This window comes from Exiguobacterium sp. s56 (assembly GCF_018618255.1).
Lineage (GTDB): Bacteria > Bacillota > Bacilli > Exiguobacteriales > Exiguobacteriaceae > Exiguobacterium > Exiguobacterium chiriqhucha.
In genome coordinates, this window is record NZ_JACSLR010000016.1 from 15656 (window position 1) to 33483 (window position 17828).

General features: G+C 51.5%; 21 protein-coding genes. 6 read left to right on the top strand and 15 right to left on the bottom strand.

Annotation, left to right across the window (positions count from 1 at the left end; genetic code table 11):
- Positions 1-4: 4 nt before the first annotated feature.
- Positions 5-1198 carry a DUF4317 domain-containing protein gene (locus KNP71_RS13395; RefSeq protein WP_214830884.1) on the bottom strand — a complete coding sequence of 398 codons (1194 nt, stop codon included), beginning with the start codon at positions 1196-1198 and terminating at the stop codon, positions 5-7.
- A gap of 255 nt (positions 1199-1453) precedes the next feature.
- Here KNP71_RS13395 and KNP71_RS13400 point away from each other — a divergent pair, with 255 nt between their 5' ends.
- Both KNP71_RS13400 and KNP71_RS13405 read left to right on the top strand, forming a co-directional pair.
- On the top strand, positions 1454-2086 hold the full coding sequence (locus KNP71_RS13400; RefSeq protein ID WP_214753805.1) for an HNH endonuclease family protein: 633 nt from the start codon (positions 1454-1456) through the stop codon (positions 2084-2086).
- A gap of 18 nt (positions 2087-2104) precedes the next feature.
- Positions 2105-2347, top strand: a complete 243-nt coding sequence (locus KNP71_RS13405) for a hypothetical protein (RefSeq protein WP_021067883.1) — start codon at positions 2105-2107, stop codon at positions 2345-2347.
- A 58-nt stretch (positions 2348-2405) separates the two neighbouring features.
- On the opposite strand, the gene KNP71_RS15945 is transcribed toward KNP71_RS13405, so the two are convergent.
- Both KNP71_RS15945 and KNP71_RS13410 read right to left on the bottom strand, forming a co-directional pair.
- Positions 2406-2531, bottom strand: a complete 126-nt coding sequence (locus KNP71_RS15945; protein WP_285801280.1) for a hypothetical protein — start codon at positions 2529-2531, stop codon at positions 2406-2408.
- 88 nt (positions 2532-2619) lie between these two features.
- On the bottom strand, positions 2620-3105 hold the full coding sequence (locus tag KNP71_RS13410; protein ID WP_214830886.1) for a peptide-methionine (S)-S-oxide reductase: 486 nt from the start codon (positions 3103-3105) through the stop codon (positions 2620-2622).
- Positions 3106-3210: 105 nt separating this feature from the next.
- On the opposite strand from KNP71_RS13410, the gene KNP71_RS13415 reads away from it, so the two are divergent.
- Genes KNP71_RS13415 through KNP71_RS13425 form a run of 3 tightly spaced genes read left to right on the top strand, consistent with a single transcriptional unit; the run spans position 3211 to position 4419 of the window.
- Positions 3211-3729: a hypothetical protein gene (locus tag KNP71_RS13415; RefSeq protein WP_251131599.1), complete on the top strand. Its 519-nt coding sequence runs from the start codon at positions 3211-3213 to the stop codon at positions 3727-3729.
- 1 nt (position 3730) lies between these two features.
- Complete coding sequence (locus KNP71_RS13420; protein ID WP_214830888.1) at positions 3731-3994, top strand: hypothetical protein; 264 nt, start codon at positions 3731-3733, stop codon at positions 3992-3994.
- Positions 3995-4047: 53 nt separating this feature from the next.
- Complete coding sequence (locus KNP71_RS13425) at positions 4048-4419, top strand: VOC family protein (RefSeq protein ID WP_214830890.1); 372 nt, start codon at positions 4048-4050, stop codon at positions 4417-4419.
- A 49-nt stretch (positions 4420-4468) separates the two neighbouring features.
- Here KNP71_RS13425 and KNP71_RS13430 read toward each other — a convergent pair whose 3' ends face one another.
- A complete protein-coding gene (locus tag KNP71_RS13430; RefSeq protein ID WP_251132816.1) occupies positions 4469-5116 on the bottom strand; it encodes a hypothetical protein in 648 nt (215 codons plus the stop codon).
- Positions 5117-5346: 230 nt separating this feature from the next.
- Positions 5347-6075, bottom strand: a complete 729-nt coding sequence (locus tag KNP71_RS13435) for an alpha/beta fold hydrolase (RefSeq protein WP_214830894.1) — start codon at positions 6073-6075, stop codon at positions 5347-5349.
- Positions 6076-6240: 165 nt separating this feature from the next.
- Between KNP71_RS13435 and KNP71_RS13440 the strand changes: the two genes are divergently transcribed.
- A protein-coding gene (locus KNP71_RS13440) for an IS3 family transposase (RefSeq protein WP_483299389.1) occupies positions 6241-7571 on the top strand; the annotation gives its coding sequence in 2 pieces (ribosomal slippage) (positions 6241-6622 and positions 6622-7571; 1332 coding nt in all).
- A gap of 111 nt (positions 7572-7682) precedes the next feature.
- On the opposite strand, the gene KNP71_RS13445 is transcribed toward KNP71_RS13440, so the two are convergent.
- The 10 genes from KNP71_RS13445 to KNP71_RS13490 form a co-directional block, all read right to left on the bottom strand.
- Positions 7683-8345 carry a DUF4230 domain-containing protein gene (locus KNP71_RS13445; protein ID WP_214830896.1) on the bottom strand — a complete coding sequence of 221 codons (663 nt, stop codon included), beginning with the start codon at positions 8343-8345 and terminating at the stop codon, positions 7683-7685.
- A 337-nt stretch (positions 8346-8682) separates the two neighbouring features.
- Positions 8683-9162 (bottom strand): 23S rRNA (pseudouridine(1915)-N(3))-methyltransferase RlmH, encoded by a 480-nt coding sequence (rlmH, locus tag KNP71_RS13450; protein ID WP_029596433.1) that lies wholly within the window; start codon positions 9160-9162, stop codon positions 8683-8685.
- A gap of 83 nt (positions 9163-9245) precedes the next feature.
- Positions 9246-9407, bottom strand: coding sequence for a CxxH/CxxC protein (locus tag KNP71_RS13455; RefSeq protein ID WP_021067873.1), 162 nt, complete (start codon positions 9405-9407; stop codon positions 9246-9248).
- A 37-nt stretch (positions 9408-9444) separates the two neighbouring features.
- Complete coding sequence (locus tag KNP71_RS13460; RefSeq protein WP_214830898.1) at positions 9445-10713, bottom strand: S1C family serine protease; 1269 nt, start codon at positions 10711-10713, stop codon at positions 9445-9447.
- A gap of 51 nt (positions 10714-10764) precedes the next feature.
- Positions 10765-11556, bottom strand: a complete 792-nt coding sequence (locus KNP71_RS13465) for an MBL fold metallo-hydrolase (protein WP_021067871.1) — start codon at positions 11554-11556, stop codon at positions 10765-10767.
- A gap of 13 nt (positions 11557-11569) precedes the next feature.
- Positions 11570-12394 (bottom strand): two-component system regulatory protein YycI, encoded by an 825-nt coding sequence (locus KNP71_RS13470; protein WP_214828486.1) that lies wholly within the window; start codon positions 12392-12394, stop codon positions 11570-11572.
- Complete coding sequence (gene yycH, locus KNP71_RS13475; protein WP_029596436.1) at positions 12381-13766, bottom strand: two-component system activity regulator YycH; 1386 nt, start codon at positions 13764-13766, stop codon at positions 12381-12383. Before yycH ends, KNP71_RS13470 begins: the two co-directional genes overlap by 14 nt.
- Positions 13766-15607 (bottom strand): cell wall metabolism sensor histidine kinase WalK, encoded by a 1842-nt coding sequence (gene walK / locus KNP71_RS13480; protein WP_021067868.1) that lies wholly within the window; start codon positions 15605-15607, stop codon positions 13766-13768. Before walK ends, yycH begins: the two co-directional genes overlap by 1 nt.
- 3 nt (positions 15608-15610) lie before the next feature.
- Positions 15611-16321 carry a response regulator YycF gene (yycF, locus tag KNP71_RS13485; protein WP_021067867.1) on the bottom strand — a complete coding sequence of 237 codons (711 nt, stop codon included), beginning with the start codon at positions 16319-16321 and terminating at the stop codon, positions 15611-15613.
- A gap of 120 nt (positions 16322-16441) precedes the next feature.
- Positions 16442-17731 (bottom strand): adenylosuccinate synthase, encoded by a 1290-nt coding sequence (locus KNP71_RS13490; protein WP_021067866.1) that lies wholly within the window; start codon positions 17729-17731, stop codon positions 16442-16444.
- Positions 17732-17828 lie beyond the last annotated feature (97 nt).

Consider the following 17828-nt stretch of genomic DNA (forward strand, 5'->3'; position numbering starts at 1 on the left):
AGCGTCAGTCGAGCAGTTCTTCCGAGATCAACTTGAATCCTTCGATTTCCGTGTCTTCTTCTAGTTCAATCAACAGGCAACGTTTCCCTTTCACGTTCACTTGTCTCACGTACTTCAAGTCTTGCGGGCTGATTGAGATATTGGCGACTTTCGTATTGATTTTAATCGATTTCGACGTGTATTTCGGGACGACGCTGCTCGCCTTCATCTCATATTGGCGGTCGTCGACGACTTGTTGGAACGCCTGCTCGACCTTCTCCGTCGTCACGTCCTCGACACCGCTCGCTTTCAAGACGATTTCGACAGTGCGGGCGTCAATCATCGGCACGCTCTCTTCCTCGTCCTCACGCTCCGCTTCGGCGAGGATCATTTGGTTGATTTCATCGTAAACGGTAGCGAGCGTCCCGACGTTCACTTCTTCACCGATGACGGTCTTGACGACTTCCTCGAACATCGCCTTCTCCTCGACCGCCGTCACAATCTCGGTCCCGTTCAAGACGTTCTCGATAAAGCCAAAGTCCGGTTGATGCGCTTTTTGCGCGGCGTACAAGATATGGTTGACGTCGGCCGCGTTGTCCGTGAAGCACGGGAACATGAAACCACCAATCGGGGCATCGAGTTTGATGACCGGATTGATGAAGATATTCGACTTGAACTCCCGCTCGATATAATCGAACACGAGCGACTGTTTCGGGAGCTCGGTCTGGTTGATGCTACATAGGATGAATCGTGACGCCCATACCTCGTCACGCATATCGATTTCCGTCTCCTCCGAGTGACGGCGTGTCGGCTTATTGTATTTGAAGCGAATGAACGTGACGACCATATCTTTCTCAAACGGTGCCTCCTGGACCATCTTGAGTGCAATGCGCTGCATCATACCGGCCCACTCTTCAATCTCGTCGGTCCGAAGCGCCTCATACAACAACGTCTGCGTATGGTCGGTCTGGCCCGGCTCCGGATGTTGAAACTTCACTTCGAATAGCTTCTCGTCGATTTTGCCGCCGAGCACTTTCTTGAAGTTGGCGAGAAACAGCTCTTGGTGCTCCTGCTCGACAAACGGGAACGAGCGTAACTCCTCGTAAAAAATCTCGTTGCTGTCTTGGCGAATATAAATATTATAAATGTCAGCGATTTTGACCGCTTCCGCATTCAACTTGAAATGCTTGCGGATTGCCGCGATGTCTTTTTGATTCATTCATCCCAACTCCTTCGTCCTTTACTACAAACCGCCTTCATTATACCAATAGTTGGTGCCTGCGCGTATGCCGATAGTGCTAAAGCCGGGACGTCTGATGTCATGTATCATGTCCCTGACCTCAACTTTTATAATCTTTGGATTCATTTTTTGTAAATTTGCGTATTTCTCACTTCCTTGCCATGTATAGTCGATGTGCATCGTGCGTTTACGATGCGCGTCGTTCAGTCGTCATACATAATAGGAGGCACAAACATGCTTAAAAAATGCATCAGTTCTTTATTCACGATCATCTTGGTCGCCACGTCGCTCCACTTCACGACGCCGACCGCCTCGGCACTCCCGCCCAATATTCCATCGAAATCGAGTGCGCTCACGAAGTTGAACGCGTTGACCGTTAAAACTGAAGGAACGATGACCGGCTATAGCCGTGACCTGTTCCCGCACTGGAGCGGACAAGGGAACGGCTGCGACACGCGGCAAGTCGTCTTAAAACGTGACGCCGATTCGTACGTCGGTGACTGCCCGGTCACATCGGGCTCGTGGTACAGTTACTATGACGGCATCACGTTCACGTCACCGTCTGATCTCGATATCGACCACGTCGTACCGTTGGCCGAAGCGTGGCGTTCAGGTGCCAACAGCTGGACGACGACGAAACGTCAAAGCTTCGCCAACGATTTGACCGGACCACAGCTGATTGCCGTCTCGGCCAGCTCGAACCGTTCAAAAGGGGACCAAGACCCGTCAACATGGCAACCGACACGCACCGGTGCACGTTGCGCTTATGCGAAGATGTGGGTCGAGACGAAGAGCCGCTGGGGTCTCAGCCTCCAATCTACAGAAAAGACGGCCCTTCAAACGGCCATCAATGCTTGCGTCTATTGATTCAGAAAGGAGTCTACGATGAACCAGCAATCTTCAGTATTTAAAGCTACTCACGGCGTCATGACCGAGGAAGTCGGCGTCATCAGTGGAGATCTTGAATTACGGACGACATGCCAGGAAGACGGCACGCTCGAGCTCGCCATCACGTACGTCGGTGCGGCCGAGTGGTACACATTGCCCGGGAAAGACTACAAACTGCATGACGTGCGCGACCACGAGGTCGTGCATCGCTTGCTCGTGAACGTCCTCGAGCGGGCGTAATGTAGAAAGGAGCCTCGACACCTAGTTCTGGTGACGAGACTCCTTTTTTGTTACGTGCTTACTTCACCAGTTTGACGATGGCACGAATGATAAGGAAACTAACACCGATCACGATTCCAGCCAACAGCAAACTGGCGCCACCGATGATGCCGAGTGTGAACATAATGGTCCTCCGTGATGACATGATTATGGTTTACCTTGACCACTATATCATCTGCCGCACCATCACATAAGCTAGGTTTATTTTTTCGTTACTGCCCGATTCAACATCTCTATTTATGCGCGGCCCGCTTATATTTCTCGAGCAACGCTTGCGGGATGTGGCAGTAATCGTCCGGGCATCGCGCGAGCCGGTCTTGATGCTCGTCCGCGCTCCGGACGTAGTTCGTGAGCGGACACACCTCGACCGCGATTCGGTCCGCGTCGCTGCGACTGTCGATAAACGTGCGCGCGGCTTCCAAATGGCGCGGGTCTGTACTATAGACGCCGGTCCGATACTTTTCACCGACATCCTCGCCTTGGCGATTGACGCTATACGGGTCGATGATTTCGAACAAGTAGTGCATCAAATCCTCCATCGTGACGATGCTCGAATCGAACGTCGTTTTGACGCATTCGGCGTAACCGTCATATGGTCCGTTAAGCGTATCCGTCGTCCCGTTCGCCCGTCCGGCCTCCGTTTCGATGACACCGGGTAACGTCTTGATGAACGCTTGGACGCCCCAGAGGCATCCTCCCGCTATATATACCGTTTGCATCCAATCATCCCCTTAAAATTTTAGTCAATAATTCCCACGATTCGGTAGAAATGCGCTACGATAAACTCATATCTTTTATCGGTGAACAGATACGGGGGACTTACATTGAAAAAACTCATGTGGACCACTTTTTGGACCATCACCATCGTCGCAACCATATATTCTGTCACGACGGGAGAGTCGTTTGTCTCGATGAGTCAGTCCGTTTCGGTTGATCATCAAGAGATGGAACGCTATTTGTCGACCGAAGTGATGGAACCGAACTTCGGCGGTGACGTGTGGACGTCATATCAAATACTCGACACGAATACGACGAAACATGAAGTGTACGTCTGGGCGCTCATCCAAGAGTACGTGCAAGAAGGTGATCGCTTCGAGCAAGGTTCGGGCATGTCCGTCCCCCTTGTATTATACCTTGACGACGATGACGAATCATTTACGATTCAAGGTCATCGGTTGCCGCGTGACGGATCGTCTTATCCGACCGATTTATGGACCATGTTCCCGGTTCATGTTCAACTCGCGATTTCTCCGCATCCGGACGGGATTGTCACTAAATTACATACGCAAATGGAACAAAAACTTTCGCACAGCCAACATGCGAAAGACGGAAAGGAAGATTGACTTGAAGATTACAAAACGCGCGATACTCATCTCGACCGCGCTTCACCTCTTGTATGTCATCGCCACGTTCGGAATCGGCTTCATCCGCACGCTCAACTATACACCCGACATCATCTCCGAAGCGGACAACGTCACGTCACTTCAAAGCGAAGTCGCCATCGGGACGACCGGGTCGCCATTGATTTACGTCCTCACATGGATCGGCCTTGCCGTCCTTCTGGCGCTCGGGATGTTCACCGCTCAACGGATTCGCCAAGCGCGTTAATCAAGAATACATGCGCTACACGGTCACAGATGCCACTTTAGGAGGGATATCGTTTGAATCTTATTCAGCAAATCAGACAAATCTACGTGCCGGTGCACGACTTGGATCGCGCGGTCCGTTTCTACCGGGACACACTTGAAATTCCGCTCCTGTTCCAAGCCGGCAGCCTCGCTTTTCTAGAATGCAACGGCGTGCGGCTCATGTTGTCGCGTCCCGAGAATGAAGACTTTGCCAAAGCGAGCTCTGTGCTCTATCTCCAAGTGAACAATCTCACTGAGGCGTATGAACAGCTCTTGGCAAAAGGGGTGCAGTTTATCGACGAGCCGCACCTCGTCGCAAAAATGGTGCACCTCGAGACGTGGATGGCTTTCTTCAAGGATTCTGAGGGTAACACACATGCGTTGATGAACGAGATCCACACGTGATCTGCGACCACATAAAAAGGAAATCTACAATAACGTAGATTTCCTTTTCTCATAGATAGCCGAGCCGTTTCAAATCCTCATAGACGAGAGAAGATAGGAGCGTTCTCCCCTTCCCATTCAAATGGTCTGGATTATGAAAGTACTCACGCTGATGGATAAACCGTTCGTCAGTCATGTAGTTCAGGAACGGGACGTCCAACTCGAGCGAGGCCAAATGTTGATGGACGAGTCGGTCCATGACCGCTTCATCAAAACAGGCGTTGTAAGACGCGTGGACCGGCTCCATCGCCAAGACGACGCGATAGCCTTTCGTCTGACAATACGTGACGATGTCTGTCACGCGTTCCATATTCTGCTCGATGTCACGATTCTCCACAGCTTGTTTATACTGGGCTTCGACCATCTCGTATTTTCGTTCCGAATAGTTCTTGCCGTTATTCACCCACAGTTCGTGCGACTCCCACCTTAAATCACGAATGTCTCGCGACAGCGCCGTATAGACGCTCCCACTGTTCAACGCGGGAATCGACGTGTACGTATAGTAATCGAACGTGCTGACCGGTTCGATGTCTTCCCGGTCCAACACCTGATAATAATTTTCTTTCCGGCCAATCTCCGCATTGCTGAACGTGATTTGCGAGAGTGAGACGATGACGACCCCACCCGGACGCAGATGTTCATCAAACTGCTTCAACATCTTCCAGTCATACTCAATCGTCTGGCTCGACATCAAGTCCGTTGATAAAGGCCGTTTTATATAATTCGATCTTGTTCATTGGATTAAATTCTCCCATTTCTTATTGATAATGATAATCATTTGCCATGTGATTTTATCACATCGGTTTTTTGACGGCAATACGACATCGGATAATCGGGTTGCTCATTGAAAAAAACGGCCCTCGCTGTTCGATGGCCGGTCTCGGGAAATCATTTGAATCGTTCAATCAATCGTTTGATGGCGGCCAAGATGACTTCCGGCTCATCTCGCTGGATGTAATGGGCGCTCGCTTCGGCAAGGACGAATTCGGAATTTGACGAGATTTGCGTGAGTTCTTTCTGCATATCGTTCCATAATCGTTGCGATTCACTGGAGTAGTGGTCCTTCTTGCCGGCTCCGATGACGATGACCGGAATCTGTAATGCCAGTTCCGTCTCTTTTAATTGTTTCAAACTTTCCATGAACTCCTCGTAGTTCCCTTCGCGGACGAATTGCTGATGGTAGGCACGTTGAAAGTCTTGTGACATCGTCGGCAGGAATCGCTCACGATAGTCTTTCGGAGTGACATCTACTAAAATCAACCCGCTGACGTCTTCTTCATATTCAGCCGCGAACAGCTGCATGTTCACCCCGCCAAAAGAATGTCCGACAAGGAGGTAAGGAGGTTTCGTATTGGTTTCCGTCAGTAGCTGCCTCAGTTCCTGAATCATGTTTCGACTCGTTCTTGGATTCGCGCCGGTTTCACTTTGACCAAGTCCTGCACGATCATATAAGAACACGTTAGCCAACTTCGAAACATCATCTATCAACGGGCTCCAAGAGGTTGAGTCATCACCGTACCCAGCGTCCATGACGACCGTCACGTTTGCGGAATCGTGTTGAATTGATTTGGTGTATAACTTATATTCTGCGAGTTGAATCAATTGTTCTTTTATCACAATTTCACCCTTCACATTTAGTAACTTAATATAAAAAGGACGATGATTAGCGGTTGAACTGAACCCTGAATGATAGACACTTGATAAAAAGTGCTCATTCAGGGTTTTTTGCGTGCGATCGAATCGATATAATGAACCTATTCATTCAGACGGGGGAACGCATCCATGAGTAAAATCATCTTCAACGAACATCAGATCAGGCAGCTTGAGTTAAATCCGAACGTCGAGTCGGTCTCGGACCGGTCGATCCAGTACACGGGCGACTTCAAGGTACGGGCCGTCCTTGAGAATCAGGAAGGGAAGGGTCCTTCCCAAATCTTCGAGGAGGCCGGTTTCGACCTGACGGTGATCGGACGTGTGAAGGCGAAGTCTGCCTTGGAACGCTGGCGCAACACCTATCAAACCTATGGCACAGAGGGGCTGTTGACCGAACGTCGCGGGAAATCGAACGCAGGCGGCGGGCGTCCGAAGCAGGATGACTCGCTCGAACGACGACTCGCCAAGGCCGAGGCGCGCATCAAATATCTGACGGCGGAGAACGAGCTGTTAAAAAAGCTCGAGGAGTTCGAGGGGCGGGCGAAGCGAACCGACTGACACCGACGGAGCGATATCAGGTCATCAACACCGTCCTCCGGACGTTCCGTCTGAAGAACCTCGTCCGTCCACTCTGCGAGATCGCGGGTGTGAGCCGAAGCGGCTACTATGCCTGGCTCAAGCGTGCGGAAGAAGACTCCTTACGGGAAGAGCGCGACTACGCGGACTATCTTCTCCTGAAACAGCTCCACGATCGTCGGCACGGGAAGATCGGGTATCGCGGGCTCTATATGGAGGTGCTCGACCTCATCGGATCACCCATGAACCACAAGCGCATCCTTCGGCTGATGCGGAAATACGGGATCATCACGAAAATCCGCACGAAGAACGCATATCGGAAGCTCGCCAAGGCGACACAGGAACACAGGACGGTCCCGAATCGTCTGAACCGTCAGTTCGACCAGGACGAGCCGGGCAAGGTTTTCGTGACGGACATCACCTATCTCCCTACTCGAAAGGGACAGAACGTCTATCTCTCCTGTGTGAAGGACGTCGCGACACGTGAGATCGTGGCGCACCATCTGTCGACGAGCCTTCACATGGACCTCGTCTTTCACACGACGAGGAAGCTCGAAAAGCACCTCAACGGGAACTTACATCCTGAGGCGATGATCCATTCGGACCAAGGGTTCCACTATACCCATCCCGCCTATCAGTCGCGGATTCGCGGACTGGGGTTGGTCCAGTCCATGTCACGTCGTGGGAACTGTCTCGACAACGCACCAATCGAGTCCTTCTTCGGACATCTGAAAGATCATGTCGAGCATCGATCGGCACTTGACCTCAACGAGGTTCGTTCGATGGTCGACTCCTACATCGACTATTACAACAGCGAACGCAAACAATGGAACCTAAAAAAGATGACCCCGGAGCAATACCGGAGCCATCTGATCGCCGCATAGAATTCGAGGCACTTTTTATTAAACTGTCCGTAAAACAGGGCTCAGTTCAGGTTAAGCGATAATCGAACGTCCTTTTCATTTGAATGTAGTTCTATAGTTTTCTTTAACGTATTATTTGAAAGTAACACTTACCTCATAACCAAGGTTATCAAAGAAACCAATTAAGAATTTTTCAGCATTTTGTTCTGCTGTATCTAACAAACCAATTTCAACAGCCATATCCTTAATATCTTGTTGCGCCTTCTCCATTAAAACTGTTCCCTCGTCAAACGTGACTTCTCCACGAAACACCCCTTCATCTGAAACATGGGCTACATCACTCATATCGATTGCCGGCTCTTGAAGAAAGCTTGCTTTGGGTAAGACGATAGCTAATTGCTTTGTCTCTTCATTAACGTCAATGTCTTCAGAAGTTATTCCTTTTAAATCAACTCCTGCTATAACCGTACCAGGAACAACAAGTAAGATTTTTTGTTTTGTTCCAGCTAAGTTAAATGGTAATTTTATGCCTAACAATTCATTGCTCTCTTCTTCAATAGTTGCCGAAAGATGCGCCTCAGCCGTTGCAAGCGTCGCAATTTCACGAACTTGATCAACTGTCACAGAGCTTTTATCCTTAGATGCATTTCCAACAAAAAACCAAGTTGCCATTGATCCAAGAAGCACAGTCAATAACGTAACACTCAAGATCACTCCATACCGTCTTTTTTTAATTGGTTCTTGATTCTTTGATGTACGTGCAAATTGTGACGATTTTTCATTTTTCTTGTCCATTCGATGTTCCTCCTATACGAGTTGTTTCATAAACTCGTTTTCAAGTAGTAAAAACATTTAACACTTCGTTTTGAAAACACCAGTCATTCTTTTGCCTAATCTAAAATTTGAATACCGCTCTTTATATGTAAACATTTAAATATCTATGGATAAATCATACTATTATTAATATAAAAAAGGAGAGTAAAATTAGTTTTTGGCATCTTTCTTCAAAAAAATTAAATTAGTTTATGTAATAAAAAAAGAGTGATTGTTGGAATACTATTGAAAAACATCTATGTTATCAAAGCAATCAAAAAGGTTGATGAGCTGACGCTCACCAACCTTTTATTTGAGTTCACTTATGATACGGTTCATTCCGGTTAATCCGGTACGCCCGATAAATCTGCTCACACAAGACGAGCTTCATCAATTGATGCGGGAACGTCATCTTCGAGAATGAGATTGTATCATCTGAGCGTTTCATGACGTCATCCGATAAGCCGAGCGAGCCACCGATGACGAAGGCGATTTTGCTCTTGCCGTACGTTGCGAGTTGATCGAGCTCACGGGCGAACTCTTCGCTCGTTCGTTGTTTGGCGTCGATGGCCAAGGCAATCACATGCGTGTCCGGACTGATTTTCGCCAAAATCCGCTCGCCTTCTTTTTGTTTTACTAGAATCATGTCCGCCTCACTCAAATGCTCGGGCGCTTTCTCGTCTGCGACCTCGATTTCCTGCACTTTCGCGTAGGCCGACAAGCGTTTTGTGTACTCGGCAATCCCTAGTTTCAAATACTTCTCTTTTAGTTTGCCGACCGTGATAATTGAAATATTCATCCAATTCTTCCTTTTTCCACAGTTTTTTTGGAGTTATCCATAGGGTTATCCACAGAGTTATCCACAAATCCACATGTTGATAATCATTTTTTGCTTGACACAACATATGTTGCGTCGGCATCGCAGAACTCACATGTCACTTGTCCACTTGTGGATAGTTCTTCGAGCAACGGGTATTCCCCCGTCTCATCGACAATAATATCTAAAGCGATTTCAACATGTTCCTTGCATACTTTTTTTTCCACAATGTTTCCTCCTTAAAAAAGAAGCGTCGCCGCTCCTTTAGGTTGCTTCAGTTAATGTGGCCTCGGTCTTGCCTGCCTTGCCGCGTCGCGTATATTCAATCGTGACCTTATCCCCAACCGTGGCGTCTCGGTACAGGGCGTCTCGCAAATCGACGTAACGTTTGATGTCGCGGTCGCCGATTTTGACGATGACGTCACCGACGCGGAGGCCCGCCTCTTCGGCTGGACTGCCGGGCGTAATTGCCTCGACGAACACCCCGTCTTCGTTATCAAAGCTGATGCCGTATTCTTCCCGGACGTTACCCGGTACGGCGATGACTTCTTGAATCGTGACACCGAGCTGGGCCCGTGTCACTTTCCCATCCCGCTCGAGCATATCGATGACCGGCAACGCGACGTTGACGGGAATCGAGAAGCCGACCCCTTCGACGCTCGCCTCGGCGATTTTCATCGAGTTGATGCCGACGAGCTCGCCGCGGATGTTGATGAGTGCCCCGCCGGAGTTCCCCGGGTTGATGGCGGCATCGGTCTGGATGACCTCGGCGTTATAATCCATGAGACCGTCACTGTTCGTGTCGACCGGTACGGTGCGTTCGACACCACTGACGATACCACGGGTGACCGAGTTTGAAAAGACGCCGAGCGGATTCCCGATCGCCATGACGGTCTCGCCCGCCTGAAGCACGGTCGAGTCCCCGAGCGTGATCGGGGCGACATCGATATTGGCCGGTAGCTCGACCGAGGCAACGGCCAAATCGTTGAGCGGGTCTTCACCGAGAATGGTCGCCGCAGCAACTTGTCCGTCGGCGAACGCGACGTTGATCTCATCCGCTTCTTCGATGACATGGAAGTTCGTGACGATATACGCCGTGTCGCCGTCGACCTTATAGATGACACCAGAGCCCGCTCCGGCCTCCCACTGCGAGTCCGAGGTGAACGCCCGCTGGATGTTCGTAATGCTGACGACGGACGTCTTAGCGCCCGTCACAGCGCTCGTGATGTCAGATTCCGTGACGGTGACGGCTTGTTCCGTCCGAATCAGTTCATTCGTCACAAAACGAGAGGTTGGGGAATCCCAGAGCATCATCGCCAAAAAGAACAAAGCCGCTCCTAAGAATCCGCCAACCCCTCCGAGTAACAACGGTTTTAAATTCACTCGTGGCTTATGGCGCACATGTTCTTCTTGCTTCGGGCGCCACTCGCTACGAGATGGGTACGTCGGTTTTACATCGTTCATTGTATCTGCTTCGTGCTCTAAAGGTTCGACGTCTTGAGGTTCATACTCATGGTGTCTCTCTTCATTCACGACGCGTCCCCCCTTCAAGACAGTGTGTTATCTGTCTTTTCCCAAGTTCGCTTATAAAGAAACGAGCGAAGTGGGGGTCGATGGGTCGGTATCGCACAATTTGATGCGACCGAGGTCGACATCACGCGTCCCGAGTGTTTGCGAGACGCTCATTTGAGCGAGCTCTTTCATGTTGTTATCTTTACTGAGGTGAGCCAAATAAATCCGTTTCGTCTGATCCCCGATGACCTCGCTCATCGCGATGGCCGCGTCTTCGTTCGAGACGTGACCGTAGTCCCCGAGTATCCGGCGCTTGACGCTCCACGGGTAACGTCCCATCTGGAGCATCGAGACGTCGTGGTTCGATTCGAAAATAAAGTCATCGGCCCCGCGGATGACACCTTTCATCCGGTCGGACACATAACCCGTGTCGGTGATATGGGCGAGGCGTCTGCCGTCATGGGCGAACTGGTAGAACATCGGGTCGGCCGCGTCATGGCTGACGTTGAACGACTCGATCTCGATATCCCCGAACTGTTTAATCTCGCCTACCTCAAAGTGAAACTTCAAGGCCGGGTCGACCTTCCCAATCAAGGATTCCATCGCGTCCCACGTCTTCGCGTTCGCGTAAATCGGTAAATTGTACTTTCGAGCGAGAATCCCGACACCTTTAATATGGTCGGAGTGCTCATGCGTGACGAGCAGTGCATCGATACCGTCAAACGATCGGCCGATTTCGGTGATGCGTTGTTGCATCGCCTTCCCGGTCAATCCGGCGTCGACGAGCAATTTCGCCCGTTCCGTCTCAATGTAGAGGGCGTTTCCGGTCGAACCGCTCGCAAGCACACTATAGCGTAAAGTCACTCGATCACTCCTTTCATTCTTCTGAATCAAATTCGACCCGTTCGACGGTCCCGTCAATCGCATTGACGAAGTAGGCGTCCTCGTCAATCGTGATCGCCCAGAGCGGCGGCATGATAATCAGGCTGCCGGAACTGTCGAGCGGCAGGCTATAGAAGCCTGTATTGATGGCTCGCATCTCTTGATTCGGCTGGAAGTATTTCCGGGCCGCGAGTTGCGAGATCGCCTCGCTCGCCGTCAAAACGAGATCGTCTTGCGACTTCGAGGACAAGTTCGTCAAATGACGTTGTTTATAGTCGGTCACTTCGAACGCTTCGTTCAGTTGAAGCAATAAAAGCGACGGACCGATGTACTGTTCCGTCTCCCCGTTGATTTCGGGGTTCGAGAAAATTTTATTATTTTCATACATCTGTACGAAAGCGACTTGACGCGTCTCGGCGTCATATCGCCAGTACGCATATTCGGAACCGAACGGGACGTACTCTGAGACGAACGTCGCCGCGGTCGTCCGCAAATCGTTTTGATCGAGTGGGACGGGCTGTTTGAGCTCGACTTCGAGCTGCATGTTGTCGAGTGTCGTCGCCAGTTGGGCTTCCCGATTCTGCGTGATCATCGAGGCCGACATCTGTTCCGACGATCCCGTCAAATAGCCGATGTCCCGACCCATCCGTGGCAACTTCGACGCATCGACGTTGCGCTGGTCCAAGATTTGCGCGATTGACGTATTGTCGTTCGTCACGACCTCCGTCGCCCACGTTTCCGTCAAGAGCTGGAACAACAGGTAGATGTTCAGCGCGAGGAAGGCGAAGAGGAGAATCGTTTTCGCTTTACTCCAGTCCACGATACATCATCCTTTCTGTCCAGTCCTCCGGTTGATCGAATGGAATCCATCTTCCGGCTTCCCGAACGAACCAGTTCGGGGAGAACGTGACGTAACGGCTCGTGTCTTCATTGTATTCAATCTCATAGCCGAGACGAATCTCGGTCACGTTTTCAAATCGTCCTGCGTTGACGAGCGTATCAACCACATCTTGTCCATCCGCGAGCTGCGTCGTCCCGACCGAGATCAAACGATCGATTTCGAGATGGTGCCGGGTGATCGATCGGACTTGCGTCCCGTCGTTCTCGACACGCAGCGTCGACAAATCGACGGCGTCGTTGTTGATGAACGCCTCCCGTTGACTGAACACCGGGAAACCGTTCACGTGAAACCGGAACACGGTCGTCTCAAACCCTTGATTGGCCGGGGTAATCGCATCGAAGCGAAGCGACAACCCTTGGCTCTCCGACGTCTCATCGACCCAACCTCCGTGGAAGTTGACGAACTCGACGATCGTGTCGAGCCCGATGACCGACTCTTGTTCCGTGCTATTGCGCGACAAGTTACGGTAGCGGCTCGCGTTCAGGTTCGCATCGTACTCGGCGACGCTAACCCCGTTCGTGAGGGCGCCAACAGAGCTGGCCGGATCGACTTCCTGCACGTTCGGGTCACCCGGGAAGAACGTATCGCGCATCCAGTCGAGGCGCGCCGAGATTTGAATTTGAGATACGTCATAGGCGAACAGCTCATTCATCTCTGGTCCGACGACCGGGATATAGTTAACGCGTTCATCCGTGTACGTGACACGTCGCATCGCCCGGTCCGAATCTTTCAAGAACAGGCTGTTGACGTCCCCTTGGCCGACTTTCGACAAGCGGCCTTCCCAGAGCGACTGGTCGCTCATGATGGTACGGATGCGCCACGTGTCGTCCTTCATGAAGATGAGGGCGCGCTGCGGCACTTTCCCGGACAGGCTGTATGAGCCCGGGAGCATGTAGCTGAGCGTGTCCGCATAATACGCTTCCGGTAAAATCAGTTCGACGGCCTCGTCGACGCCCGCATACAAACTCGGGACGTTCTTGACGGCGAGTGGTTTGAACTCGCTCGCTTCGAACGATTCCCGGATGACGCGCATGATCTGCTTCGGCGTGTTCTTCGTGGCAAAGACGGCGTTATTCTCATGGACGACCGTTTGGGCCGGCACGATGACTTGACGCGCCTGGCGCTGCAACGACTCATCCACCGTCGCGACTTGCGTCTCCGATTGGACCGACTGATACTTCGGATGGTAATCCCAAAGGATGACCGTTTGGACGATGGACGTGACGATCAAGGTGAGCAAGACGAGCGATTTCACTAGTTCTGGCTTCGCCAAGAAGCGTGGTCGTTCCATCAGTCATTCACCTCCACGATCGTATCGAACGGGATGGTGAAGTAAATCGTCGTCCCACGTCCGAACTCACTCTCGGCCCAGATGTCGCCGCCATGGGCGGAAACGACTTCTTTGGCGATTGATAGACCGAGTCCGGTCCCACCGATATTGCGGGCCCGGGCCTTATCGACCCGATAGAACCGTTCAAAGATTTTTTTCAAGTTCGATTTCGGGATACCGACTCCTTCATCTTTAATGCCGATGACGAGCCGTTTGGCACGGAGCATCGTCCGGAACGTGATCGTCCCACCTTCCGGCGAGAACTTGACGGCGTTCGTGATGATGTTATCGATGACCTGCGTCATCTTGTCTTGATCGGCATGGACGTATACGCGACGCTTCATGAGCTTACGGCGGAACTGAATCGTCTCACCTTTCGTCATCTCATGTCGCTCGATGATATCGTTGAAGAACTGGATAAAATCGAACTTCACTTTTTGCATCGTATACTCTTTGCTGTCCATCTTCGACAGTTGCAACAAGTCGTTGACGAGGCGGATCATCCGCTCCGTCTCGTTTTGTGTCGTCTCGAGGAAGCGCGGGGCGAGCTCGTCGTCCTTATATGCGCCTTCCGCGAGCACTTCGAGGTAACTCCGCATCGTCGTGAGCGGCGTCCGCAGCTCGTGGCTGACGTTCGCGACGAACTCACGGCGGTCTTGCTCGACTTGTTCTTGCTCGGTCACGTCGTGCAAGACGACGATCAGACCGGTGATCGGTCCGCTATGCTTTTGAATCGGCGAGAAGTAGGCGCGGACGAGGAACAGCTCTTCGTCCGTACTGAGGTCGATCAGTTTCGGCGGCATCGTCCCGTCTTCCGGGATGACGATCTCATCGTCAAACTCGAGCAGGTTCTGTAGGTTCGCACCCATCGCCTCTTCTTCGGCGAGCCCAATCATGTCACGGGCCTGGTCGTTCATCAAGATAACCCGGAGCGAGCGGTCCGTCGCGACGACCCCATCCGACATGTTCTCGAGGACGCTCGTCAAGCGGCGTCGCTCAGCCTCGGTCGTGGCATTCGCCTCCATCAGCTCATCGGTCAATTCGTTGAACGAATAAGCGAGTTGGCCGACCTCGTCGTCGGAATAGACTTTAACTTTTCGCGAGAAGTTCCCTTTTCGCATCTCGACGGCTTGACGACGCATATCCGCAATCGGTCGCGTAATCGTCCGTGACAGCAAAATCCCAAGAATCGACGTGATGATGAGGGCGATGAGCGTCCCGGTCGCGAGGATTCGGGTCACTTGTTCCATCTGATTGTAGATGGACTGCATCGACGCCTCGATATAAATCATACCGGTCGTCGTCCCATCGACTTCTGATTTGACCGGAACGGCGACGACGCGCATGCGTTCGTTCGAGTCTTCATAGACGAGCGTCTCTTGCGCCCCGCTCGTCGCAAATGATTTTTGAATGAACGAGTTCGCCGTCCGTTGTCCGACGAGACTCTGGTTGTTCGGGTTCGACGTCGCCCGGACGACACTGTTCGTGTCGATAATCTGGACTTCGCGAATGTCGTCAGCTAGCGTCGTGCTCTCCGTAAACTCAGACAGCAGTTGATCCAGTACCTGGTTCAACTGCTGGTCCGAGGTCGAGTCACCACCGTTCGATGCGATCCCTTCACTGACGTTATAGCTCAGAAGGTTGGCTCGATCGACGAGCGACTGCGAGAAGTTGTTGATGTATTGTCGTTCGAGGGAGCGTACGAAGTACACTCCGATGACTTGCATCGCAACAAGAATGAGCAGCGCATAGATGACGACGAGCTTCCACTGGATAGATTTAAAGAAGTTCGTCCGTTTCATCGTTTAGTCTTCTTCTCCTGCTTTTAAATAGTACCCGACACCACGGCGCGTGATGATATACGTCGGCGTCGATGGATTGTCTTCGACTTTCTCACGCAATCGGCGGACTGTCACGTCGACCGTACGGACATCGCCGAAGTAGTCATAGCCCCATACCGTCTGGAGCAAATGCTCCCGCGTCATGACTTGCCCGATGTTTTGGGCGAGGTAATGGATGAGCTCGAACTCACGGTGTGTCAATTCGATTTTCTCTTCCCGTTTCGTGACCATGTACGAATCCGGATGAATCGTCAAATCACCGATCACGATATCGTTGTCGTTGGCACCTTTCGTCTCTGGGGCCGGAGCCGTTGCGTGACGGCGCATGTTCGCCTTGACGCGGGCCAAAAGCTCGCGTGAGCTGAACGGCTTTGTGACGTAATCGTCGGCACCGAGCTCAAGTCCGAGCACTTTATCGATCTCAGAGTCTTTCGCCGTCAACATGATGATTGGCATGTCGTACTTCTTACGGACTTCACGGCACACTTCCATGCCGTCTTTGAGCGGCAGCATGATGTCGAGCAAAATCAAATCCGGTTTGACTTCTTCGACTTTCACGAGCGCCTCTTCCCCGTCATATGCGACGTGGACTTGGTATCCTTCTTTTTCAAGCTTAAACTTCAATATATCTGCGATTGGTTGTTCGTCATCTACCACTAAAATCGTACGATCCATTCAGTGAGTCCTCCTCTTATCGTTAAACGTACATGTCTACATTGTAACTCTTTTTCTATAGGTTAGAAAGCGTGGTCCATTTCCGTGGAAATGAAAAGAGAGCCACGAGGGCTCTCTGTCTTATGCTTCGTAAATGTCACGCAAGATGACCGTCTGCTCACGTGCCGGTCCGACCGAGAACGTCAACAATTCGATACCCGTCAACGCTTCGATGCGCTTGACGTAGTTCTGTGCGTTCACCGGCAAGTCTTCGAACTTGCGGATGCCTGTGATGTCTTCTGTCCAGCCTGGGAGCTCTTCGAACACCGGCTTGCACTGTTCGAGCACGCGGAAGTTCGGTGGGTACTCGTCGAGGAGCTTGCCTTCGAACTCATATGCCGTACAAATCTTGAGTGTCTCAAGACCTGTCAACACGTCAATCGAGTTGAGGCAAAGGTCTGTGATGCCGCTGACGCGGCGCGAGTGGCGGACGACAACCGAGTCGAACCAACCGACGCGACGCGGACGTCCTGTCGTCGTACCGTACTCTTTTCCGACTTCACGGATCGTGTGACCGATCTCATCGTCAAGTTGGGTCGGGAACGGGCCGTCTCCGACGCGTGACGTGTACGCCTTACAGACGCCGACGACGTGATGGATCTTCGATGGACCGATACCGGCACCGCTCGATACGCCGCCTGAAGCCGCGTTCGATGATGTGACGAACGGGTACGTCCCGTGGTCGATGTCTAGCAACACACCTTGCGCGCCTTCGAAGAGCACTTTCTGTTCTTCGTCGAGCGCGTTGTTCAACACGACCGATGTATCACACACGTACTTGGCGAACTGTTGGCCGTACGCATAGTATTCTTCAAAGATATCATCGAATTCGATCGCATCGACTTCGTACATCTTCACGAACATGCGGTTTTTAATCGCGAGGACCGTCTTGAGCTTCTCGGCGAACACTTCTTTGTCGAGCAGGTCGGCGATGCGAATCCCGATGCGCGCCGCTTTGTCCATGTAGCAAGGACCGATCCCTTTGAGTGTCGTCCCGACTTTGGCGTCGCCTTTCGCGTCCTCTTCGAGCTTGTCTTGCAACTGGTGATACGGCAAAATGACGTGGGCCCGGTTCGAGATGCGGAGGTTATCCGTGCTCACACCGCGCTCATGCAAATACGCGAGCTCCGTGACGAGCGATTTCGGATTGACGACCATCCCGTTCCCGATGACACATGTTTTGTCCGAGTAGAAGATCCCCGATGGAATCAAGTGAAGTTTATACTTCGTATCGTTGAAGACGATTGTATGACCAGCGTTGTCTCCCCCTTGATAACGCGCGACGACCTCGGCCTGCTTCGATAAGAAGTCCGTGATTTTCCCTTTACCTTCATCGCCCCACTGCGTTCCCACTACGACTACTGATGACATAATGAATCCTCCTTGTAGATAAACGTTCTATTCAAACCATCCGTAAGTGTACACTTGCTCTTGTTGAAAGTCAACCTAATACCGAACGATATTTTTA